Origin of the sequence: Maribellus maritimus (genome assembly GCF_022267315.1) — a bacterium.
GTDB lineage: Bacteria > Bacteroidota > Bacteroidia > Bacteroidales > Prolixibacteraceae > Draconibacterium > Draconibacterium maritimum.
In genome coordinates this window covers 1-596 of record NZ_JAIKLE010000159.1, presented here as the reverse complement: position 1 = coordinate 596, position 596 = coordinate 1, and the positions used below count along the sequence as shown (strand labels likewise).

At 39.3% G+C, this 596-nt stretch carries 1 protein-coding gene; it reads left to right on the top strand.

Features of this window, described 5'->3' with window-relative positions:
• The coding region (locus K5G00_RS29520) for a hypothetical protein (protein ID WP_238770244.1) at positions 1-596 on the top strand (596 nt) is incomplete at both ends.

Sequence of the window (596 nt, the reverse complement as noted above, 5' to 3'; positions counted from 1 at the left end):
TACTCTGAAACTGCCTCTTCAATCACTGTTGCTGAGTTCGAGGCTTTGGGAGGAACGGCAACCGACAACTGTAATGTATTTACCATTACTTATCAGGATATAAGCGACGGTGCTGACTGCCCCGAAACGATTACAAGAACTTACACCGTTACCGACAATTGTGGAAATTCTGAGACATGTGCACAGATTATTACCTTAAATGATTACACACCACCGTCATTTACGGTTCCTGAAGATATTACAATTTATAAGGATGATGATTGCAATTATGATGCATCCTCAGACATCACTGGAGAAGTTACTGATTTATCTGATAACTGCACTGTGGCTTCATTACTTATTGTAACATCTACCGAAGTTAATTCAACAGGAGACTGTGATGACGAAATTATTATTACCCGTACATGGACTGTAACCGATGAATGCGGAAACGATTCTTCTCAAGTTCAAACAATTATAGTCTCGGATAGTATTCGTCCTGTTATTTCATGTCCTCCATTGGATAGTATTGAAGCTTGTGATATTTCTGAATTCAATACTCAGGTTACATTCCCTTACTCTGAAACTGCCTCTTCAATCACTGTTGCTGAGTTCGA